Origin of the sequence: Micromonospora sp. NPDC047812, assembly GCF_040704175.1 — a bacterium.
GTDB lineage: Bacteria > Actinomycetota > Actinomycetes > Mycobacteriales > Micromonosporaceae > Micromonospora.
The window spans coordinates 1274916-1290809 of record NZ_JBEYRY010000001.1 but is presented as its reverse complement, the minus strand read 5'-3'; the positions used below and the strand labels follow the sequence as shown (position 1 = coordinate 1290809).

The 15894-nt window shown below is 73.8% G+C and carries 19 protein-coding genes and 1 riboswitch; of the genes, 18 read left to right on the top strand and 1 reads right to left on the bottom strand.

Translation table 11 applies throughout. The features are described from left to right. Positions 1-50: 50 nt before the first annotated feature. The 11 genes from map to AB0883_RS05830 all read left to right on the top strand — a co-directional run bounded on the left by map (position 51) and on the right by AB0883_RS05830 (position 7779). Positions 51-902, top strand: a complete 852-nt coding sequence (gene map, locus AB0883_RS05880; protein ID WP_121399883.1) for a type I methionyl aminopeptidase — start codon at positions 51-53, stop codon at positions 900-902. Between the two features lie 162 nt (positions 903-1064). Further along, positions 1065-1601, top strand: coding sequence for a DUF1707 domain-containing protein (locus AB0883_RS05875; RefSeq protein WP_366639770.1), 537 nt, complete (start codon positions 1065-1067; stop codon positions 1599-1601). A 228-nt stretch (positions 1602-1829) separates the two neighbouring features. Next, complete coding sequence (gene infA / locus AB0883_RS05870) at positions 1830-2051, top strand: translation initiation factor IF-1 (RefSeq protein ID WP_007073013.1); 222 nt, start codon at positions 1830-1832, stop codon at positions 2049-2051. A gap of 93 nt (positions 2052-2144) precedes the next feature. Continuing rightward, entirely contained in the window at positions 2145-2258 is a 114-nt protein-coding gene (rpmJ, locus tag AB0883_RS05865) for a 50S ribosomal protein L36 (protein ID WP_012184307.1), read from the top strand. 262 nt (positions 2259-2520) lie between these two features. After that, a complete protein-coding gene (gene rpsM / locus AB0883_RS05860; RefSeq protein WP_088998365.1) occupies positions 2521-2901 on the top strand; it encodes a 30S ribosomal protein S13 in 381 nt (126 codons plus the stop codon). 17 nt (positions 2902-2918) lie between these two features. Further along, a complete protein-coding gene (rpsK, locus tag AB0883_RS05855) occupies positions 2919-3326 on the top strand; it encodes a 30S ribosomal protein S11 (protein ID WP_014440747.1) in 408 nt (135 codons plus the stop codon). A gap of 13 nt (positions 3327-3339) precedes the next feature. Continuing rightward, on the top strand, positions 3340-3966 hold the full coding sequence (gene rpsD / locus AB0883_RS05850) for a 30S ribosomal protein S4 (RefSeq protein WP_121399881.1): 627 nt from the start codon (positions 3340-3342) through the stop codon (positions 3964-3966). 98 nt (positions 3967-4064) lie between these two features. Next, positions 4065-5087: a DNA-directed RNA polymerase subunit alpha gene (locus tag AB0883_RS05845; RefSeq protein ID WP_013735931.1), complete on the top strand. Its 1023-nt coding sequence runs from the start codon at positions 4065-4067 to the stop codon at positions 5085-5087. Positions 5088-5121: 34 nt separating this feature from the next. Next, the gene (gene rplQ / locus AB0883_RS05840; protein ID WP_366639767.1) at positions 5122-5682 is read left to right on the top strand and encodes a 50S ribosomal protein L17; all 561 of its coding nucleotides are present in this window, start codon (positions 5122-5124) and stop codon (positions 5680-5682) included. A 70-nt stretch (positions 5683-5752) separates the two neighbouring features. Beyond that, a complete protein-coding gene (gene truA / locus AB0883_RS05835; protein ID WP_366639766.1) occupies positions 5753-6583 on the top strand; it encodes a tRNA pseudouridine(38-40) synthase TruA in 831 nt (276 codons plus the stop codon). 143 nt (positions 6584-6726) lie between these two features. Continuing rightward, the gene (locus AB0883_RS05830; protein ID WP_366639764.1) at positions 6727-7779 is read left to right on the top strand and encodes a P1 family peptidase; all 1053 of its coding nucleotides are present in this window, start codon (positions 6727-6729) and stop codon (positions 7777-7779) included. 99 nt (positions 7780-7878) lie between these two features. Here the strand turns inward: AB0883_RS05830 and AB0883_RS05825 are convergent, their stop codons facing one another. Beyond that, complete coding sequence (locus AB0883_RS05825; RefSeq protein ID WP_366639763.1) at positions 7879-8973, bottom strand: hypothetical protein; 1095 nt, start codon at positions 8971-8973, stop codon at positions 7879-7881. A gap of 209 nt (positions 8974-9182) precedes the next feature. On the opposite strand from AB0883_RS05825, the gene AB0883_RS05820 reads away from it, so the two are divergent. From AB0883_RS05820 to thiS, 7 genes are all read left to right on the top strand, one after another. Continuing rightward, entirely contained in the window at positions 9183-9788 is a 606-nt protein-coding gene (locus AB0883_RS05820; RefSeq protein WP_366639762.1) for a methyltransferase, read from the top strand. Between the two features lie 41 nt (positions 9789-9829). Then, complete coding sequence (locus AB0883_RS05815) at positions 9830-11509, top strand: ATP-binding cassette domain-containing protein (protein WP_366639760.1); 1680 nt, start codon at positions 9830-9832, stop codon at positions 11507-11509. Further along, complete coding sequence (locus AB0883_RS05810; RefSeq protein ID WP_366639758.1) at positions 11506-12303, top strand: nucleotidyltransferase domain-containing protein; 798 nt, start codon at positions 11506-11508, stop codon at positions 12301-12303. The genes AB0883_RS05815 and AB0883_RS05810 overlap by 4 nt, the downstream gene beginning before the upstream one ends. Before the next feature lie 147 nt (positions 12304-12450). Then, the gene (locus tag AB0883_RS05805) at positions 12451-13413 is read left to right on the top strand and encodes an aldo/keto reductase (RefSeq protein WP_366639756.1); all 963 of its coding nucleotides are present in this window, start codon (positions 12451-12453) and stop codon (positions 13411-13413) included. Between the two features lie 397 nt (positions 13414-13810). Continuing rightward, positions 13811-13919, top strand: a riboswitch (TPP riboswitch). Next, positions 13914-14540, top strand: coding sequence for a thiamine phosphate synthase (gene thiE / locus AB0883_RS05800; protein ID WP_366639754.1), 627 nt, complete (start codon positions 13914-13916; stop codon positions 14538-14540). Its footprint overlaps the riboswitch before it by 6 nt. After that, a complete protein-coding gene (gene thiO, locus AB0883_RS05795) occupies positions 14534-15703 on the top strand; it encodes a glycine oxidase ThiO (protein WP_366639752.1) in 1170 nt (389 codons plus the stop codon). Before thiE ends, thiO begins: the two co-directional genes overlap by 7 nt. After that, entirely contained in the window at positions 15694-15894 is a 201-nt protein-coding gene (gene thiS, locus AB0883_RS05790; protein ID WP_132230919.1) for a sulfur carrier protein ThiS, read from the top strand. The genes thiO and thiS overlap by 10 nt, the downstream gene beginning before the upstream one ends.

Sequence of the window (15894 nt, the reverse complement as noted above, 5' to 3'; positions counted from 1 at the left end):
CGTCTGACGTGCCCCGCTCTTCGGCATCGGCAACGAAAGGTAACGGCTCCATGCGTCGTCCCCAGCTGGACATCCAGCTGAAGACCCCTGACCAGATCGAGAAGATGCGGGCCGCCGGGCTGGTGGTCGCCGAGGCGCTGCGTCGGATGCGGGAGGCGGTCGCCCCCGGGGTCAGCACCGCCGACCTGGACGCGATCGCCGAGTCGACCATCCGCGAGGCCGGTGCCGTCCCCTCCTTCAAGGGCTACCACGGCTTTCCCGCGTCGATCTGCTCGTCCGTCAACGAGCAGGTCGTGCACGCCATCCCGTCGGCGCAGCAGGTGCTCCGCGACGGCGACCTGATCTCCATCGACTGCGGTGCGGTGCTCGACGGGTGGCACGGCGACGCCGCCATCACCGTCGGCGTGGGCGAGGTCGAACCGGCGCTGCTGAAGATGGCCGCAGTGGCCGAGGACGCCATGTGGGCGGGCATCGCCGCGGCCGCCCGCGGCGCGGCCAGCGGCAAGGGCCGGCTCACCGACATCTCGCACGCCGTGGAGGACGCGGTCCGCAAGGGCGGGCGGTACGGCATCGTCGACGGCTACGGCGGGCACGGCATCGGCACCGAGATGCACCAGGACCCGCACGTGCTCAACCACGGGCGGCCGGGCAAGGGCCCCCGCCTGGTGCCGGGCATGGCGCTGGCGATCGAGCCGATGATCACGATGGGCTCGCCCCGGACGGTCGAGCTCTCCGACGGCTGGACCGTGATCACCCGGGACCGGTCGATGGCGGTGCACGTCGAGCACACGATGGCGCTGCTCCCGGACGGCGTCTGGGTGCTGACCGCGCCGGACGGCGGGCGCGCCCGCCTGGGCGAGCTGGTCACCTCCCGGCAGCCCGCGGACTCGCCGGCCCGCTGAGCCCCGCGGCAGCGTCCCGCAGGTGCTGCCCGCATCCCGTCCTTCCACCCGCTGAGGCGCGCACCAGCCGCCCCCAGGGTGCCCGGCCGGGCTCCGCCCGCGCCTCGGGCCCCGAGCGGCGGGAGGGGCAGCGGCTGGTGGGGCGGTGGCATGCTTGCGGGCATGCAGGGACGCGACGGGATGCGGGCCGCCGACGCCGACCGCCAGGCGGTGGCGGAGCGGCTGCGGGTGGCCGTCGACGAGGGCCGGCTGGACCTGCACGAGTACGACGAGCGGTTGCAACGGGCGTACGCCTCGCGCACGTACGGCGAGTTGGACGCGCTGGTGGTGGACCTGCCGGTGCCGGCCGTCCCGGCGGTGTCGGAGCTCGCCACGCGGCCGGAGACCGTCCCGTCGCCGCCGGAGGCTGTCCGGCCGTCGGCGATCTCGTCCGCGACGGCCCGGTGGCTGGCCGAGGTGTGGCTGCCGTACCTTCGGGTGGTCGCGATCGTGGTGACCGTGTGGGCGGTGACGTCCGCGCTCGCCACGGATCTGCTCTACTTCTGGCCCGTCTGGGTGGCCGGGCCGTGGGGAGGGGTGCTCGTGGTGCGTACGGTCGCCGGCCTCGTCGGCGGGGAGCCGCGGCGGCGGGCCGCGCAGCGGGGGCTGCCGGCGGCTCAGCCGGAAGGCCGGCGCGACGGGGCCGACGTCGAGGCCTGAATGGCCCTTTCCGTCCGGTTCGACGCACCGATTCCCGGCCGGTTTGGCGACGGCCCGCAGGCGGGCGTACACTTTCTGATCGGCGCACAGCGTCCACTCCGGCATGCCCACCCTGCGCTTCGGTGGGAGCCGGAGCCGCGGCTGGCGCGGGCAATCTGATCTTGATCGGTGGCCCGTGTAAGACGTTGTGGGCCGTCCGGAGTAACCGACGTCAGGACAGCGGAGGACATGCCGAAAAAAGACGGAGCCATCGAGATCGAGGGTCGGGTCATCGAGCCCCTGCCGAACGCCATGTTCCGGGTGGAGCTCGCGAACGGCCACAAGGTGCTGGCTCACATCAGCGGCAAGATGCGGCAGCACTACATCCGCATCCTGCCGGAGGACCGGGTCGTCGTCGAACTCTCGCCGTACGACCTGACCCGCGGGCGCATCGTCTACCGCTACAAGTAAGCCTGACGGCGGCCGGGACGTCCCCGTGTCCGTCTTCGACGTCCGGTGTCGCGCCTCGGCGCGTCGTCGGGCCAGATGGGAAGTAAGGCAACCGTGAAGGTCAAGCCGAGCGTCAAGAGGATCTGCAACAAGTGCCGGGTCATCCGTCGGCACGGCCGGGTCATGGTCATCTGCACCGACCCGCGCCACAAGCAGCGCCAGGGCTGAACCAGTTCCGGCCGACCGTGTGACAACGGTCGGTCGAAATCGGTCCGGGCCGCAGATCCAGACAACGAATCACATGCTCGTCCCAGCCGCGGGCGGTGCGCGTCGCGTACCTCATCGTGGTTGACCCCCGGTCGGAGGCCGGGGCCCGCTCGGGCAGCGACCGACCCGGTCGCCGGCGCACGACGCCGGTGGCGGAACGGTCGGTAGCGGGGTGGGACGGGTCCACACCTCCGCCAGAACATCACGAGGAGTACGCCCGCACATGGCACGTCTAGTCGGCGTCGACCTCCCCCGCGAGAAGCGGATGGAGATCGCGCTCACCTACATCTTCGGCGTGGGTCGCACCCGGGCCCTGGAGACGCTCTCTGCCACCGGCATCTCGCCGGACAAGCGCGTCCGGGACCTCACGGACGAGGAGCTGGTCCAGCTCCGCAACCACATCGAGGGCAACTACAAGGTTGAAGGCGACCTGCGCCGCGAGGTCGCCGCTGACATCCGCCGCAAGGTCGAGATCGGCTGCTACGCCGGCATCCGGCACCGCCGGGGCCTGCCCGTGCGTGGCCAGCGGACCAAGACCAACGCGCGGACCCGCAAGGGCCCGAAGCGGACCGTCGCCGGCAAGAAGAAGCCCGGCAAGAAGTAATAGGAGCGCACAGACTTATGCCACCGAAGGCTCGTGCCGGAGCCGCCGTCAAGAAGGTCCGGCGCAAGGAACGCAAGAACGTCGCCCACGGGCAGGCGCACATCAAGAGCACCTTCAACAACACCATCGTGTCGATCACCGACCCGACCGGTGCGGTCATCTCCTGGGCCTCCTCGGGCCAGGTGGGCTTCAAGGGCTCCCGCAAGTCGACCCCGTTCGCCGCGCAGCTGGCCGCCGAGGCCGCCGCGCGTCGGGCGATGGAGCACGGCATGCGCAAGGTCGACGTGTTCGTCAAGGGCCCCGGCTCCGGCCGGGAGACCGCCATCCGTTCGCTGCAGGCCGCCGGGCTCGAGGTCGGACAGATCTCCGACGTCACGCCGCAGCCGCACAACGGATGCCGTCCGCCCAAGCGTCGTCGGGTCTGAGAGGTAGAGAGAGATGGCTCGTTACACCGGTGCTGACTGCCGCCGTTGCCGGCGGGAGAAGATGAAGCTGTTCCTCAAGGGCAGCAAGTGCGATGGCCCGAAGTGCCCGTTCGAGTCCCGGCCGTTCCCGCCCGGGCAGCACGGCCGCGGCCGCACGAAGGAGACGGAGTACCTGCTCCAGCTCCGTGAGAAGCAGAAGGCCCGCCGCGTGTACGGCGTGCTGGAGAAGCAGTTCCGCGGCTACTACGAGGAGGCCGTGGGCAAGAAGGCCAAGACCGGCGAGGTCCTCCTGCAGATCCTCGAGTCGCGGCTGGACAACGTGGTCTACCGGGCCGGCTACGCCAAGTCCCGGGACATGGCCCGCCAGCTCGTCAAGCACGGTCACTTCAACGTGAACGGCAAGAAGGTCGACATCCCGTCGTACCGCGTCAAGGAGCACGACATCATCGAGGTCCGGGGCAAGAGCAAGGAGCTCACCCCGTTCATCGTGGCGCAGGCCGAGGCCGGCTCGAAGTCGGTTCCGGCGTGGCTGGAGGCTATCCCCAGCCAGATGAAGGTGCTCGTGCACTCGCTCCCGGCCCGTCAGGTCATCGACACGCAGGTCCAGGAGCAGCTGATCGTCGAGCTCTACTCCAAGTAGTCGGAGCTCGTTGCGGTGGCCCGCCCTTCGGGGGCGGGCCACCGGAACAGTTTGTCGTGGGCGTCATATGGCGGGCGCCCCGGAAGAGAAGAGAAGACATGCTCATCAGCCAGCGACCGACTCTCTCCGAGGAGTCGATCAACGAGACCCGGTCCCGGTTCACCATCGAGCCGCTGGAGCCGGGCTTCGGCTACACCCTGGGCAACTCGCTGCGGCGCACGCTGCTGTCGTCGATCCCGGGTGCGGCGGTCACCTCGATCAAGATCGACGGCGTGCTGCACGAGTTCACCACGATCCCCGGTGTCAAGGAGGACGTGGTCGAGCTCGTCATGAACATCAAGGAGCTGTGCGTCAGCTCCGAGCACGACGAGCCGGTCAGCATGTACCTGCGCAAGCAGGGCCCGGGCGACGTGACGGCGGGCGACATCCAGCCGCCGGCCGGTGTCTCGGTGCACAACCCGGACCTGAAGCTCGCCACCCTCAACGGCAAGGGCCGGCTCGACATGGAGCTGACCGTCGAGCGGGGTCGCGGCTACGTCACGGCGGCGCAGAACAAGCAGGCCGGCGCCGAGATCGGCCGGATCCCGGTCGACTCGATCTACTCGCCGGTGCTGAAGGTGACGTACCGCGTCGAGGCGACCCGTGTCGAGCAGCGGACCGACTTCGACCGGCTGATCATCGACGTCGAGACCAAGCCGTCGATGGGCCCGCGTACCGCGCTGGCCTCCGCCGGCTCGACGCTGGTGGAGCTGTTCGGTCTGGCCCGGGAGCTGGACGAGACCGCCGAGGGCATCGACATCGGGCCGTCCCCGCAGGACGCCCAGCTCGCGGCCGACCTGGCGCTGCCGATCGAGGAGCTGGACCTGACCGTCCGCTCCTACAACTGCCTCAAGCGCGAGGGCATCAACTCCGTTGGTGAGCTCATCGGGCGCACCGAGGCCGACCTCCTCGACATCCGCAACTTCGGTCAGAAGTCGATCGACGAGGTCAAGATGAAGCTCGCCGGGATGGGTCTGGGGCTGAAGGACTCGGCCCCGAACTTCGACCCGGCGCACGTCGTGGACGCCTTCGGCGAGGCCGACTACGACACCGACGACTATCGCGAGACCGAGCAGCTCTAGTCCGCGCTGCCGCCACACCTGAGGAGCACCAAGCATGCCCACGCCCACCAAGGGCCCCCGCCTCGGCGGCAGCCCCGCGCACGAGCGGCTGATGCTGGCCAACCTGGCCACTGCGCTGTTCCAGCACGGCAAGATCAAGACCACCGAGACGAAGGCCCGGCGGCTGCGTCCGCTGGCCGAGCAGCTCATCACCAAGGCCAAGCGTGGCGACCTGGCGTCCCGCCGGCGGGTGCTGGGCGTCGTCAAGGACAAGGACGTGGTCTACTCCCTGTTCGACCAGATCGCGCCGCGGTTCGCCACCCGCAACGGTGGCTACACCCGGATCGTGAAGACCGGTCCGCGCAAGGGTGACAACGCGCCGATGGCGATCATCGAGCTTGTCGAGGAGCTTCAGGTCGCCGAGCCGAAGGCGAACAAGAAGACCGCCGCCCGCAAGGCCGCGCAGCAGGACAAGGTCGAGGCGCTCGCCCCGGCCGAGGAGGCCCCGAAGTCGAACTCGGGCGACCAGGACGCCGAGGCGCCCGTGTCGGCGTCCGGCGACACCGCCGCCGCCCGCGAGGACAGCGACGAGGCCGGCGAGAACGACAAGGCCTGATCCAGGCCACCGTCGGGCCCGGCACCCCCTCGTGGGGTGCCGGGCCCGACCCCGTGAGGCGGAGGTACGAGTGGACGAGCGCACCCGGCTGCGGCTGGACGTCGCGTACGACGGGTCGGGCTTCTCCGGCTGGGCCGCCCAGCCCACCCGGCGCACGGTCGCCGGGGTGCTCGTGGAGACCCTCGACCTGGTCCTCGGCGCGGGTACGGCGACCGGCCTGACCGTGGCGGGCCGCACCGACGCCGGGGTGCACGCCACCGGGCAGGTCTGCCACGTCGACCTGCCGACCGCCGTGTGGCGGGAGCACGGGGGACGGCTGCTGCGCCGACTGGCCCGGCTGCTCCCCACCGACGTCCGGGTACGCGCGATGGCCGAGGTGCCCGCCGACTTCGACGCCCGGTTCTCGGCCACCTTCCGCCGCTACGAGTACCGCGTGACCGACGCGCCGTGGGGCGCCGAGCCGCTGCGCCGGCACGAGATCCTGGCCTGGCCGAAGCCGCTGGACCTGGCCGCGCTGAACGCCGCCGCGGCGGGCCTGGTGGGGGAGCACGACTTCGCCGCGTACTGCCGGCGCAAGGAGCACGCCACGACGCTGCGCGAGGTGACCCGGCTGGACTGGCGGCGGGACCCGGACGGGATCCTCGTGGCCACCGTGCAGGCCGACGCGTTCTGCCAGGCGATGGTGCGCAGCCTCGTCGGCGCGATGCTGGTCGCCGGGGACGGGCGCCGGCCGGTCGAGTGGCCGGGCAGCCTGCTGACCCGCCGGGAACGCTCCAGCGAGGTGACCGTGGCGCCGGCGCACGGGCTCACCCTGGTCGCCGTCGGCTACCCCGAGGACCCGGCCGAGTACGCCCACCGCGCCGAGGCGACCCGCCGGCTGCGCGTACCCGTGGAGGGCTGACCGCCCGGGGCTTGCCTCCCGACCGCCGGCTGCCGGATCCTCGGGCCGGAGTGGGCGGCTGCGCCGGGTCCGGGGCGGTCGCCCGGCGGGCCCCGCGCGCCCGGCCCCGGCAGAGCACCGTCGACCGTCAGGGAGTGGAAGCCGTGCAGGAGCCTCGCCGTGGGCGTGACCTCGGCATCGTCGTCGGGACGCTGCCGACGGGACCGCTGAACGCCGTCACCGACGTGCCCGGCGTACGGGTGGGCCACACGACGCTGGTCGACGGGGACAGCATCCGCAGCGGGGTGACGGCGGTCGTCCCGGACCAGCTGACCGCCCGCCGGTCGCTGCCGGCGGGGCTGTTCGTGGGCAACGGGCACGGCAAGATGGTCGGTTCGACCCAGGTGGCCGAGTTGGGCGAGATCGAGACCCCCGTGGTGCTGACCGCGACGCTGTCGACGTTCCGGGCCGCGGACGCGCTGGTCACGTACATGCTCCGGCAGCCGGGTCGGGAGACGGTCGAGTCGCTGAACCCGGTGGTGGCGGAGACCAACGACGGGTTCCTGTCCGACATCCGGGCGCGGCCGGTGCGGGCGGAGCACGTCCTCGGCGCGCTGGCGGAGGCCCGCGGTGGACTGCCGGCGGAGGGCGCCGTCGGCGCCGGTACGGGCACGGCGGCCCTCGGCTTCAAGGCCGGCATCGGGACGTCCTCGCGGCTCGCCACGACGTCCCGTGGCACCGTCACCGTCGGCGTGCTGGTGCAGTCCAACTTCTCCGGCGTGCTCCAGGTGTCCGGGGTGCCGATCCGGCCCGAGCAGGTGGGGGTGCCGACCTTGTCGCGCCCCGGCCGGCCCGAGCACCCGGGAAACTCCTGCGTCATCGTGGTCGCCACGGACGGCCGCCTCGACGCGCGGCAGCTGGGTCGCGTCGCCCGCCGGGCCATCTTCGCCATGGCGCGCGTCGGCTCGGACTTCGCCGGCGGCAGCGGCGACTACGCCCTGGCGTTCTCCACCGCCGACACGCAGGCACCGACGGCGCCGGAGTCCGACCTGGAGCCGGTCTTCGCGGCGGTGCTGGAGGCCGTGGAGGAGGCACTGCTGAACTCGCTGTTCATGGCGCGCACCACCGTCGGCGTCAGGGGACGCGTCAGGTACGCGGTGCCGCACGACCGGATGCTCGACCTGCTGCGGGCCCACCGGGTCGCGCTGCGGACCTGAGCGGCCGGCGGTGACGCGCGGAACGGGTACGCGGCCGTGGCCCACGTACCCGTTCCCTCACTCACGTCGGCGGGCTCGCCTCCCGCCGTCGCGACCCGGTCAGTCGCTCCCGTCCTGCGTGCCGGTGTCGCCCGCGTCCTCGTCGGTCGGCTGGCCGGCCGTGCCGCCGTCCGCCCGGCGCTCCAGCACGCCCCGGTTGAGGTGCAGCTCGATCATGTCGAAGAGGATCTCCCGGGCCTTCGTGTCGCCGGACCTGATCGTCTCGCCGTCGCTGCGGGCGACCACCGCGTACGCGAGGTAGTGGCCCCGCACCTGCCAGCCGACGCGGGCCGGCGCGGTGGCGATCGCCGCGCTGTCCTCGTCGGCCGCCATGCCCCGGAAGCGGCCCTCCCGCTCGTCGAGCAGCAGCCGGATCCGGTCCCGGGCGCGTTCGGCGTTGGCCCGGTCGGTCAGGTTGAACAACCCGGTGGTGACGAGGTGGGCGCCGTCGGGCGTCCGCAGCGTGGCCCGGACCACCTGGGTGCAGCCGAGGCGGACCAGCAGGTCGGCGACCTCCCCGGTGGCCGCCACCGCGCAGCTGGCGCTGGACTGACTCTTCAGCACCTTGTAGGCGGGCTCCCCGTCGGCGACGACGAGCTGCTTGCCGGGGAAGAGCTCCTTGGCGGTCAGCGGCGCCTGGTCGGTGTCCCGCGAGTCGAGGGCCTGCGCCTCGACGTCGGCGGACTCGGCCGTCTCCGGTTGGGACGTGGGCGCGGTCTGCGGCGTCCCGTCGCGCTCGGCCAGCAGCGCGGCGGCGCCGAGGCCGCAGAGCGCGAGCAGCGCGAGGACGGCCGCGCCGCCGACCACGACCTGCCACCACCGGCCGCCGCCACCCCGCTGCGACCGCCCGGCCGACATCGGCGGTTCGACGGGCGGTGGCGGCTCGACCGGCATGGGCGGCTGGACCGGCGGCGGCTCGACCGGTGCGGGCGGCTGGGCCGGCGACTGCGCCTCGACGGGTGCCCGCACGTGGGCGGGCGGCGGCGGCGACACCCGCGCCGCGGCGCGGACCGGCTCCGGCGCGGCGGAGGGCAGCGCGACCCGGCTGGCGCGGGGCAGCGACGGCGTCGGGAAGCGGGACGGGGAGGGGCCGGCTGGGGGAGGCGGACCGGCACCGAGCACCGACCCGTCGGACCCGGGCTCCGGGTACTCCATGAATGCGTCCTCATCGGACTCGTACCGATACACCATGCCGCCCAGAGTAGGAGGCATTGTCCCTTTAGGTGCTAATAATCGGAAATTGTGGGCGGAGTCGTTTCGTCCCGTGCTGGACACCCGCGCCGGCTCCGCGCGGCCGTGCCGTGCCGACGCCGCCGTGCCGGGCCCGCGCCGGGGTGGCCGGTGGCGGTGCGAGAATTGCCGGCGTGACCGGCGAACACTACTTCACCGCTGAACCCACGACCGCCGCCAGCCCGCGCGAGGTCGAGTTCTCCGTCGCCGGCCGCGACTACGCCCTGGCGTCCTCCGCCGGCGTCTTCTCCGCTGCCCGCCTCGACCCCGGCACGGCGGTGCTGCTGCGCAAGGCCGAGCTGCCGTCCGCCGAGACCACCGGCGCCCTGCTCGACCTCGGCTGCGGCTTCGGCCCGATAACCTGCGTGCTCGCCAGCTCCGCGCCGTCGGCGACCGTGTGGGCCGTCGACGTCAACGAACGGGCCCGCGAACTCACCGCGGCCAACGCGGCGCGGGTCGGCGCGGCCGACCGGGTGCGCGTCGCCGCGCCCGACGACGTACCCGCCGATCTGAGCTTGGCGGAGATCTGGTCCAACCCCCCGATCCACGTCGGCAAGGACGAGCTGCACGGGATCCTGCTGCGCTGGCTGCCCCGTCTCGCCCCGGACGGCGTCGCCTGGCTGGTGGTGGCCCGCTACCTCGGCGGGGACTCGTTGCAGCGCTGGCTGGTCGAGCAGGGCTGGCAGGTGGGGCGCCACGCCAGCCAGAAGGGCTACCGGGTGCTGCGGGTCACCCGGTAAATGGTTGGGCCGTCCGGCCCGTGCTCGGGCAGGATGCCGACGTGGGATACGTGGACGTGGCAGCGGTCGGGCACATCCTTCCCGACGGCCGGGAACTCTTCTCCGACGTGTCGTTCCGGGTCGGGGAGGGCGCCAAGGTGGCCCTGGTCGGGCCGAACGGCGCGGGCAAGACGACGTTGCTGCGGATGGTCGCCGGCGACCTGCCGGTGAAGACCGGCGCGATCGCGCGCTCCGGCGGGCTGGGCGTGATGCGCCAGTTCATCGGGATGATCGGCGACGAGTCGACGCTGGCCGACCTGGCCCTGTCGCTGGCCCCGCCCGCGCTGCGCGACGCCGGCCGCCGGCTGGTCGAGACCGAGGGGGCCATGCGCGCCGCCGAGGTCCGCGGCAAGTACAGCACCGCCGCCGGCAAGGCCCAGCTGGCGTACGCGGACGCGCTCGCGGCCTGGGGCGAGGTCGGCGGGTACGACGCCGAGGTGCTCTTCGACACGGTCGCCACCATCGTGCTCGGCCTGCCGTGGGAGAGCGCCCGGGAACGGCCCGTCCGGACCCTCTCCGGCGGTCAGCAGAAGCGCTTCGCCCTCGAACTGCTGCTGCGCGGTCCCGACGAGGTGCTGCTCCTCGACGAGCCGGACAACTTCCTCGACGTGCCCGGCAAGCGTTGGCTGGAAGGGCGGCTGCGCGAGTCGACCAAGTCGGTGCTCTACGTCTCGCACGACCGGGAGCTGCTGGCCCACACCGCCGACCGGGTGGTCGCCGTGGAGGGCGGCAGCGCCTGGGTGCACCCGGGTGGCTTCGCCAGCTGGCACTCCGCGCGGGTGGCCCGGCACGCCCGCCTCGACGAGCTGCGCAAGCGGTGGGACGAGGAGCACCAGAAGCTGCGCGAGCTGATGCTGATGTACAAGCAGAAGGCCGCGTACAACGACGGGATGGCGTCGCGCTACCAGGCCGCGCAGACCCGGTTGCGCAAGTTCGAGGAGGCCGGGCCGCCGCCCGTACCGCCGAAGGACCAGGACATCCGGATGCAGCTCACCGGCGGGCGGACCGGCAAGCGCGCGGTGATCTGCGAGCAGCTGGAGCTCGACGGCCTGACCTTCCCGTTCGACCTGGAGATCTGGTACGGCGACCGGGTCGCGGTGCTCGGCGCCAACGGGACGGGCAAGTCGCACTTCCTGCGGCTGCTCGCCCGGGGCGGCACCGACCCCGACCCCGCCAACGGCCCGGTGGACGGGGCCGCCGCGCTCGCGCCGGTGGCGCACGACGGGGTGGCCCGGCTCGGCGCGCGGGTGCGTCCGGGGCACTTCTCGCAGACCCACGACCGGCCGGAGCTGATGGGGAAGACCCTCGTCGAGATCCTCTGGCGGGGCGACGAGCACCGCGCCGGCATGGACCGGCACGCCGCGATGGCGGCGCTGAGCCGGTACGAGCTGGCGGGGCAGGGCGACCAGCGCTTCGGCACCCTCTCCGGCGGCCAGCAGGCGCGTTTCCTGGTGCTGCTGCTGGAGCTGTCCGGCGCGACGCTGCTGCTGCTCGACGAGCCCACCGACAACCTCGACCTGGCCTCGGCGGAGGCGCTGGAGGCCGGGCTGACGGCGTTCGAGGGGACCGTGGTGGCGGTGACCCACGACCGCTGGTTCACCCGCTCCTTCGACCGGTTCGTGCTCTTCCGGGGCGACAACGAGGTGGTGGAGACCCCGGAACCGGTCTGGGACGTGGCGTGATCCCCGCCGACCTGGCCGACCGCCTCTGCGCGGTCGGCGGGGTCGTCGCCGTCGCCCTAGGCGGCAGCCGGGCCCGGGGCGAGCACCGGCCCGACTCCGACTGGGACCTCGGCCTCTACTACCGGGGCGAGTTGGATGTGCCGGGGCTGCGGGCCGTCGCCGCGACCGTCGCCGACGCGCGGGTCGAGCTGACCCCGCCCGGCGGCTGGGGGCCGTGGGTAGACGGCGGCGGCTGGCTGCGGATCGGCGGGGCGGCGGTCGACTGGATCTACCGCGACCTCGACCGGGTGCACCGGATCTGGGCCGACTGCCGGGCCGGCCGGTACGAGATCGGCGTGCAGGCCGGGCACCCGCTCGGTTTCTACTCGTCCGCCTACGCGGGCGAGGTGGCGCTCTGCCGCGTGCTCGGCGACCCGACCGGTGAGCTGACCGCGCTGCGCGAGGAGACCCGCGCGTACCCGCCGGCCCTGGCCGACGCCCTGACGGCCGGCGGGTGGGAGGCCCGGTTCCTGGTCGACGGCGCGGCCAAGGCCGCCGTGGCCGGCGACGGCGGGTACGTGGCCGGCTGCCTGTTCCGGGCGATCGGCGTACTCGCCCAGGTGCTGCACGCGCGGGCGGGGCGGTGGCTGGTCAACGAGAAGGGCATGATCGCCGCCGCGGGGCGGCTGCCCGGCGCGCCGCCCGACTTCGCCCGGCGGGCGCAGGCGCTGCTCGGCGCGGTCGGGCACACGCCGGACGAACTGGCCGGCACGCTCGCCGCCGCCCGCCGGCTCGTCGCCGACGTGCTCGACTGACGGTCCGCGACGTACGCCGGACGGCTCCGCCGTCGGTGCGCGTGGTTCCTGCGTGGGTCTCGCGGTCCGCGGGGCCTGGTTCGGCTTCGCGGTCCGTGCGTGTGGTGCCTTCGTGGTCGGCGGCGTGCGCCCGACGCCCGGCATAGGGTGGATCTCGTGACTGAGATGACCTACCGCCGGTTGGGCGACTCCGGGCTCGTGGTGTCCGTGGTCGGCATCGGCTGCAACAACTTCGGCCGCAAGCTCGACCTCGACGGCACCCGGGCGGTGGTCGACGCCGCGCTCGACGCCGGAATCAACTTCTTCGACACCGCCGACATCTACGGGGAGCCGCAGGGCGGCTCCGAGGAACTGCTGGGCCAGGCGCTCAAGGGCCGGCGCGACGACGTCGTGGTGGCCACCAAGTTCGGCATGGACATGAACGGCATGAACGGCCCCGACTTCGGCGCCCGGGGCGCCCGTCGCTACATCGCCCGGGCGGTGGAGGCGTCGCTGCGCCGGCTCGGCACCGACCACATCGACCTGTACCAGATGCACGAGCCCGACCCGGGCACCCCGATCGACGAGACGCTCGCCGCGCTCGACGACCTCGTCCGGGCCGGCAAGGTCCGCTACCTGGGCAACTCCAACTTCGCCGGCTGGCAGATCGCCGACGCGGACTGGGTGGCCTCGTCGAACGGCCGGTCCCGGTTCATCAGCGCACAGAACCACTACAGCCTGCTGGAGCGCGGCGTCGAGGCCGAGGTGGTGCCGGCGTGCGAGCGCTTCGGCCTCGGGCTGCTGCCGTTCTTCCCGCTGGCCAACGGGCTGCTCACCGGCAAGTACAAGCGCAACGAGGCCCCGCCGGCCGGCAGCCGCCTCGCCGGTGGCGGCCGGTACGCCCAGCGACTCGCCGCCGCCGACTGGGACACCATCGAGGCGATCGAGGCGTACGCCGCCGAGCGGGGGCTGTCGATGCTCCAGGTGGCGATCGGCGGGCTGGCCGCCCAGCCCGCGGTGACCTCGGTGATCGCCGGCGCCACCACGCCCGAGCAGGTACGCGCCAACGCGGAGGCGGGCACCTGGCAACCCACCGACGAGGACCTCGAAGCCCTGCGCGCCGCCCTCTGAGCCACGTCGGCACCACCCCCTGGCCCCGTCCCGCCCCCGGCACCGCAGCATCGCGGCACCGGGGGCGGTGCGCTGTGCGCGGCACCCCAACCCGCGCCGGCGCGAGGCTCGGTGGAACGCCATGGGTGTCACCCGGCACCGGAAACACCCACCACGTTCCACCGACCGCCGGGTCGCCTCGTGCACGGCATGTGGCAGCTGCCCTTCCGCGATGGCGGTGCTGGCCCGGAACGGCAGGAAGGCGAGGCGGGGCGGTACCCGGCGGCAGAGGGCATCCGGACAGCATCGCGTGACGGGACGGTCACGCGCCGCCCCGTCCGCGGGGTTCGGGCGGTCGGTGTGAAATCCGCAGCTCGACCTTGGCGGATCCGGCGATCCGTCGTACGGTGACACCCGCAAGTGACCCACGGGAGCCCGGTACACCGGGCTGAGAGGGGGGCTGTGAGCCCCCGACCGTCGAACCTGATCCGGGTAATGCCGGCGCAGGGAGGAGTGTTGCCGTGCCGTCCCTCGGGCGACTGCATCTCATCACCGACACCCGACCCGGGCGGGATCCGCTCGCCGTGCTGCGGGCCGCCCTCCCGGTGGCCCGCGCGGAACTGGTCGTGCAGGTCCGCGTGGAGGACGACGCCACGGACCGGGAGGCGTACGACCTGGCCCGCCGGGTGGTCGCGCTCTGCGACCGGTACGACGCCACCTGCCTGGTGAACGACCGGCTGCACGTGGCGCTGGCCGTGGGCGCCGCCGGTGGGCACGTCGGCGCGGACGACCTGCCGGTCGGGGCGGCCCGCCGGGTGCTCGGCGCGACCGCCGTGCTCGGCGCGACCGCCCGGGAGCCGGGGACGGCCGCCGAGGCGGTCGCCGCCGGGGCCAGCTACCTGGGCGTGGGCCCCTGCCACGCCACCAGTACGAAGACGGGGCTGCCGGCGCCGATCGGCCCGGCCGGGGTACGCGCCGTCGCCGACGCCGTGGACGTGCCGGTCGTCGCGATCGGCGGCGTGACCGCCGCGAGGGTGCCCGCGCTGCTGGCCGCCGGGGCGTACGGGGTGGCGGTGGTGGGGGCCCTCTCCGGGGCGGCGGATCCGGCCCGGGCGACGGCGGAGCTGCTGGGAGCACTGGGGTGCTGAACCGACCGGACGTCGCCGTGGTGGGGGCGGGACCGGTCGGGCTGGCGATCGCCTGGCGCTGCGCGCAGCGCGGACTGCGCGTCGTCGTGCACGACGCCGCCCCGGGATCCGGCGCGTCCCACGTCGCCGCCGGGATGCTCGCCCCGGTCGCCGAGGCGTACTTCGGCGAGCACGAGCTGACCGGGCTGCTGACCGCCTCCGCCGCCCGCTGGCCGGCGTTCGCCGCCGAGCTGACCGCCGCCACCGGTCTGGACGTCGGCTACCGGACCGAGGGCACGCTGATGGTCGGGCTCACCGCCGACGACCTGGCCGAGGCGCGCCGGCTGTGGGCGTACCAGCAGGGGATCGGGCTGCCGGTGACGCCGCTGCGCCCGTCGGCGCTGCGGGACCGCGAGCCGGCGCTGGCGCCCCGGGTGCGTGGCGGCGCGCTCGCCGCCACGGACCACCAGGTCGACCCGCGCCGGTTGGTGCCCGCGCTGCGCACGGCCGCCGAGCGGGCCGGCGCCACGCTGGTCCCCGCCGCCGTGCGCTCCCTGTCCGACCTGGACACCGACGTCACGGTGGTCGCGGCCGGCTGCGGCGCGGCGGCCCTGACGGGGCTGCCGGTGCGGCCGGTGAAGGGGCAGGTGGTCCGGCTCCGCGCGCCGGGCGGCGGCGCGCCGGGCTTCCGGCACGTCATCCGGGGGTACGCCGACGGCGAGCACGTCTACCTCGTGCCCCGCGACGACGGGGAGGTGGTGGTGGGCGCGACCGTCGAGGAGCGCTCCGACACCGACGTGTCCGCCGGGGCGGTGCTGCGCCTGCTGCGCGCCGCCGTCGACCTGCTGCCCGAGCTGGCCGAGTACGACCTGGTCGAGACCCTCGCCGGCCTGCGTCCCGGCACCCCCGACAACGCCCCGATCCTCGGCCTGCTGCCCGGCCGGCCCGGCGTGCTCGCCGCCACCGGGCACCACCGGCACGGCATCGTGCTCACCCCGGTCACCGCCGACCTGATCGCCGAGCTGGTCGTCACGGGTGCCACGGACCCGCTGCTCGCCCCCTTCGCCCCGGCCCGGTTCGCGCCGCCCCCGACCGTCGACGCCCGGTCCGGTCACGACCCGTCCGGTCACGACCCGTCCGGTCACGACCCGTTCGCACCCGAGAAGGAGCACACGTGGAACTGACGGTGAACGGCGCCGGGCGCAGCCTGCCCGGCGGCTCGACCGTGGCGGACCTGGTCCGCGCGGTCACCGACCAGCAGCGCGGCCTCGCCGTCGCGGTCAACGGGGAGGTGGTGCCGCGTACGGGCTGGCCGGCGACCGTGCTGCGCGACGGCGACCGCGTCGAGGTGCTCAGCGCCGCCCAGGGCGGGTGA

What these genes read in the sequence shown, in the direction of transcription:
- map (WP_121399883.1), top strand. Translation starts at nt 51, where the DNA reads ATGCGTCGTCCCCAGCTGGACATCCAGCTGAAGACCCCTGACCAGATC.
- rpsK (WP_014440747.1), top strand. Translation starts at nt 2,919, where the DNA reads ATGCCACCGAAGGCTCGTGCCGGAGCCGCCGTCAAGAAGGTCCGGCGC.
- AB0883_RS05875 (WP_366639770.1), top strand. Translation starts at nt 1,065, where the DNA reads ATGCAGGGACGCGACGGGATGCGGGCCGCCGACGCCGACCGCCAGGCG.
- AB0883_RS05825 (WP_366639763.1), bottom strand. Translation starts at nt 8,973, where the DNA reads ATGGAGTACCCGGAGCCCGGGTCCGACGGGTCGGTGCTCGGTGCCGGT.
- rpsM (WP_088998365.1), top strand. Translation starts at nt 2,521, where the DNA reads ATGGCACGTCTAGTCGGCGTCGACCTCCCCCGCGAGAAGCGGATGGAG.
- infA (WP_007073013.1), top strand. Translation starts at nt 1,830, where the DNA reads ATGCCGAAAAAAGACGGAGCCATCGAGATCGAGGGTCGGGTCATCGAG.
- rpsD (WP_121399881.1), top strand. Translation starts at nt 3,340, where the DNA reads ATGGCTCGTTACACCGGTGCTGACTGCCGCCGTTGCCGGCGGGAGAAG.
- AB0883_RS05845 (WP_013735931.1), top strand. Translation starts at nt 4,065, where the DNA reads ATGCTCATCAGCCAGCGACCGACTCTCTCCGAGGAGTCGATCAACGAG.
- rplQ (WP_366639767.1), top strand. Translation starts at nt 5,122, where the DNA reads ATGCCCACGCCCACCAAGGGCCCCCGCCTCGGCGGCAGCCCCGCGCAC.